This window comes from Zafaria sp. Z1313, assembly GCF_050563205.1.
Classification (GTDB): Bacteria; Actinomycetota; Actinomycetes; order Actinomycetales; family Micrococcaceae; genus JAZDCJ01.
Map to the genome: position 1 here is coordinate 1 of NZ_JBNWUK010000044.1, position 4,435 is coordinate 4,435.

Consider the following 4,435-nt stretch of genomic DNA (forward strand, 5'->3'; position numbering starts at 1 on the left):
TGTTGACGCCGACCGAAAATAGGGCCAAGAACGCCAACTGAAAATGAGGCCACCTGACCATCATGGAAGGTGATCACATTGGACGTTTGGGCGCAGATTCGCCACCGGTACGCGACGGAGAAGATCTCTAAGAGAGAGCTGGCCACGCAGCTCGGGGTTTCGCGGGGAACGGTTGACCGGGCGCTGGAATCAGACCGGCCGCCTAAGTACGAGCGGGCGTCGGCAGGTTCGAGCTTCGACTCCTACGCCGGCCGGGTCCGGACCCTGCTGGCCAGGACTCCGACGATGCCGGCCACCGTGCTGGCCGAACGCGTGGGATGGACGGGATCGGCGTCCCTGTTCCGCGACAAGGTCCGCCAGATCCGGCCCGAGTATCTGCCGGCGGACCCGGTGGACCGGCTGGTCCACGAACCGGGCAAGGCGGTCCAATGCGACCTCTGGTTCCCGCACGAGCCGCTACCGCTCGGGCACGGCCAACAGGGCAAGCCGCCGGTGCTGGTCATGACCAGCACCTTCTCCGGCTTCATCCAGGCCCGGATGATCCCCACCCGCACCACGCCGGACCTGTTGGGCGGGATGTGGTCGCTGATCCAGGACGCGGCCGCGGTCCCCGAGCGGCTGGTCTGGGACAACGAGAGCGGCATCGGCCAGGGCCGGCTGACGGATCCGGCCGCGTCTTTCGCCGGGGTGCTGGGCTGCACGATCCGCCAACTGCCGCCGAACGACCCGGAGTCCAAGGGCATGGTGGAGCGGATGAACCGGTTCTTCCGCCAAGGCTTCATGCCCGGCCGGACCTTCGCCTCCCCGGGCGACTTCAACGAGCAGCTGGCCGACTGGTTGCCGCGGGCCAATGCCCGCTACTCGCGCTCCCGCCACGGACGGCCCGCCGAGCTCGTGTTGCGCGACCGCGAGGCGATGCGCCCGCTGGCACCGCTGGCGCCCGAGACTGGGTTGCGCAAGAGCATCCGGCTGCCGCGGGACTACTACGTGCGGGTGTTCTCCAACGACTACTCCGTCGACCCGTCGGCGATCGGGCGGATCGTGGACGTGGCCGCGGACCTCGAGCAGGTGACCGTCACTGCCGGCGGGACGTTGCTGGCCAAGCACGAACGACGTTGGGCGCGCCACCAGATCCTTACCGATCCGGCCCACGTCGACAGGGCCGCCGCCCTGCGCCGCGCCCACCGCACCATCAGGACCGGCCGCCACGCCGAGGTCCAGGAACGCGATCTGGGCATCTACGACCGGCTCTTCGGCCTCGCCGTCCCGGACGATGCGCGTGAACTGGCGGAGGCCGGCCGGTGAGCGAGCCGGCGAAGAGCATCGAGTACTACGCCCGGGCATTACGCGCCCCGCGCATCACCGACGGCTACCGTGCCCTGGGCGACCGCGCCCGGGAAGCGGGCTGGTCCCACGAGGAGTACCTAGCCGCCGTGCTCAGCCGCGAGGTCGCCGAGCGCGAAGCCTCCGGGGCGGCCCTGCGGATCCGTGCCGCCCGCTTCCCCGGCGCCAAGACCATCGAGGAGTTCAACTTCGACCACCAGCCGGCCGCCGACCGCAACCTGGTGGCCCACCTCGGCACCGGGGTCTTCCTCGAGGAAGCCAAGAACGTGGTCCTGCTCGGTCCTCCCGGCACCGGCAAAACGCATTTGGCCGTGGGCATCGGGATCAAGGCCGCCCGCACCGGGCACCGGGTCCTGTTCGACACCGCCACCGGCTGGGTCGCTCGCCTCGCCGAGGCGCACGAAGGCGGACGCCTGCCCCAGGAACTGACAAAGCTGCGCCGCTACAAGCTGCTGATCGTCGACGAGGTCGGATACATCCCGTTCGACCAGGACTCGGCGAACCTGTTCTTCCAACTGGTCTCGTCCAGGTATGAGCACGCCTCGCTGGTCCTCACCTCGAACCTGGCGTTCAGCCGTTGGGGCGAGGTCTTCGGCGACGCTACGGTCGCCTCAGCCATGATCGACCGCATCGTCCACCACGCGGAGGTTCTCAACCTCACCGGCAGCAGCTACCGGCTCCGCAACAGAACCACCACAAGACCTCAGGCACAATAGAACCGCAACCCGGTGGCCCTATTTTCAGTTGGCGTTCTTGGCCCTATTTTCGGTCGGCGTTAACACGCCTCGCTCTTTTTTCGGCCCGCTTTGCTTCTAGGGCATTGTGGATGGCCCCGATGACGAGGGCGACAATAAGGAGGGAATCCATGCAAAAAGCGTATCTCTGGAGGCCGATAGCTTAGACCGAAGCAGCAGGAGCATCCGGCACAACGTCTGTCACAGTGGCTACCTGGCGTGGCGCGCAGATGAATGCCTTCCGTAGCAGCGGCTCCCCAGGTAGCCGAGGGCTCATGACCCCGAATCCGGACAAGGAGGCCGCGCAAAGTCCTTTGCCCAGTCTTTCCACTGCCGAGCGTGGGGGCGTCACAATCGCAAGCATGGCCGCGTAGTGATCGACGGGGATTCGGCTAGCCCTGCGACTCTTCATCTACCTCAAGAAGCTCGTTGATGTTCACGTTCAGGGCTGCAGCAAGGTCCCACAACCGTTCGTAGGCGAGACTGCGCTTGCCAGCCTCGAGTCGATTTAGGTGCACACGGCTCAAATCGGCGGCCGAGGCTAAGGCCTCCTGAGTCATGCCTCGAGTAAGCCGAAGTTCACGGATACGGGATCCAACTCTTTGGCGGCGTGACTGCCATCGCCCAGCGGCCTCAGGAGGTATATCTGTCGGTCGGATAGGCACATCTCATGCCATAAGAAGTCAAGCAATAAGTCTGTATCACTAGTGATACATTGCTAGTTGTTCTTGTCACATGAGGAGGTTAACTTGGGAGTCGGCGTCGTTTTGACCATGCGAGAACCGGTAACAGTTAGAGAACTGCGGCATTTTCTGACATTTGTGACCGATGACACGGATTTGGATGCAGACTTGAGAGCAGGCTACGTCGATGAGGGTGTGTTCCTACTTGCTCTCGATAAGCCAACGTCGTAGCTCCTCGCTTGTTTACAGGCAGTCCCTAGTTGAGCCTATGTCTGCCAAGCACAAAAGCGTCCCCGGGCAGCACCGCCTAGCCGGCAGTAGAGTCTCCAGCCGTGAGTCCCTGCTCGGATGTCCATCCGCTGCCAAGGAAGGGCGGAGTGTCGAAGTGCGACAAGCCCCACGAAGTAGGGCGCAACAAGTCCCGGTCGCTCTTTACGTCGCATTTCTCGATTACCCATGCGACGAATGGCTCTTGCACAGGAATAGCCATCAGCATCGAATCTCGTGGCGGATCGCTACTCAAAACCGGCCGAACTGACTCCGCGGCCATTAGGGGATGCCGAACCGCAAATTGTGGGCTGGGATAGTCGATGTCACCAAATGTCCTAATTCCAGCAGGGACGATCAAGACTTGAGGGATGGTCCCGGCTTGGGCTGTTGTCTTCAACGGACCGAGCGTTAGCGGTACGACCTTGCCTTCCTGAATATTCGCTTCGTTGGGGTCCACCGGTCGTGCGTTCGGGGGCCGGTGCGCTCATCGCCCGATATTGAGCGTGGGGACCGGCAGTGGCGTGCTTGGGGGCCACCGCGCGCTTAGGCTCCTTCCGCCGTACGTATAGGGCGCACGGCGGAAGGAGAACCATCAATGGTACGGAAGATCAGGGCCAAGCTGGTGTTGCAGTTGCGGGCCGAGGGCTTGTCCGGCCGGGTGATCGCGGCGTCGCAGGGCATGTCCCGGAAATCGGTCACGGCGGTGCTGGAGGCCGCCGACGCTGCCGGTATCGGCTGGGACGAGATTAAGGACCTTGCCCACGGCGAGGTTTACGAGTTGTTGTTCCCGGGTCGTGGTGAGCATCAGAGCGTGTTCGCCCAGCCGGACTGGGAGCGGGTTCATCGGGAGCTGGCGCGGGTCGGGGTGACGTTGAAGCTGCTGCACGGCGAATACGCTGATGGCTGCGCGGCCGGCAGCGAGCCGGCGATGGGATACGACCGGTTCTGCCGGACCTACCAGCGCCACGTGCTGGTCACCGGGGCCGCCTCGAGGGTCGGGCATAAGGCCGGGCAGACGGTCGAGGTGGACTGGTCCGGGCCGACGATGCAGCTGCACGGTCCGGTCACTGGCGCGACCCGGACGGTGTTCTTGTTCGTGGGGTGCCTGCCGTTCAGCCGCTACGCCTTCGTCGAGCCGACCTTGGATATGAAGCAGGACACCTGGTTGCGGGCGCACGTGTCGATGTTCGAGGCGTTCGGCGGCTCGGTGCCCAGGATCGTGCCGGACAACCTGAAGACCGGGGTGATCAGTCATCCCCGTGAGGGCGAGGTCGTCCTGAATGATGCCTACCGGGAGATGGCCGCGCACTACTCGGCTGCCGTGCTGCCGGGGAGGGTGAGGTCTCCTAAGGACAAGGCCAGCGTGGAAAACACGGTCTGGCACGTGGCCATGCGCGTCATCGC

Annotated in this window: 4 protein-coding genes; 3 read left to right on the forward strand and 1 reads right to left on the reverse strand. The window is 64.5% G+C overall.

Translation table 11 applies throughout. The annotated features are described in order from the left end of the window. Nucleotides 1-69 precede the first annotated feature (69 nt). Together istA (ACQ3I4_RS16500) and istB are read left to right on the forward strand one after the other, a co-directional pair. Nucleotides 70-1,305, forward strand: a complete 1,236-nt coding sequence (gene istA, locus ACQ3I4_RS16500) for an IS21 family transposase (protein ID WP_430633782.1) — start codon at nt 70-72, stop codon at nt 1,303-1,305. After that, complete coding sequence (gene istB / locus ACQ3I4_RS16505) at nt 1,302-2,060, forward strand: IS21-like element helper ATPase IstB (protein ID WP_430633781.1); 759 nt, start codon at nt 1,302-1,304, stop codon at nt 2,058-2,060. Before istA (ACQ3I4_RS16500) ends, istB begins: the two co-directional genes overlap by 4 nt. Before the next feature lie 410 nt (nt 2,061-2,470). Here istB and ACQ3I4_RS16510 read toward each other — a convergent pair whose 3' ends face one another. Beyond that, complete coding sequence (locus tag ACQ3I4_RS16510; protein WP_329864298.1) at nt 2,471-2,743, reverse strand: helix-turn-helix domain-containing protein; 273 nt, start codon at nt 2,741-2,743, stop codon at nt 2,471-2,473. Between the two features lie 883 nt (nt 2,744-3,626). Here ACQ3I4_RS16510 and istA (ACQ3I4_RS16515) point away from each other — a divergent pair. Beyond that, nucleotides 3,627-4,435, forward strand: an 809-nt coding sequence (istA, locus tag ACQ3I4_RS16515) for an IS21 family transposase (RefSeq protein ID WP_329864004.1), incomplete at its 3' end; no start/stop codon positions are given.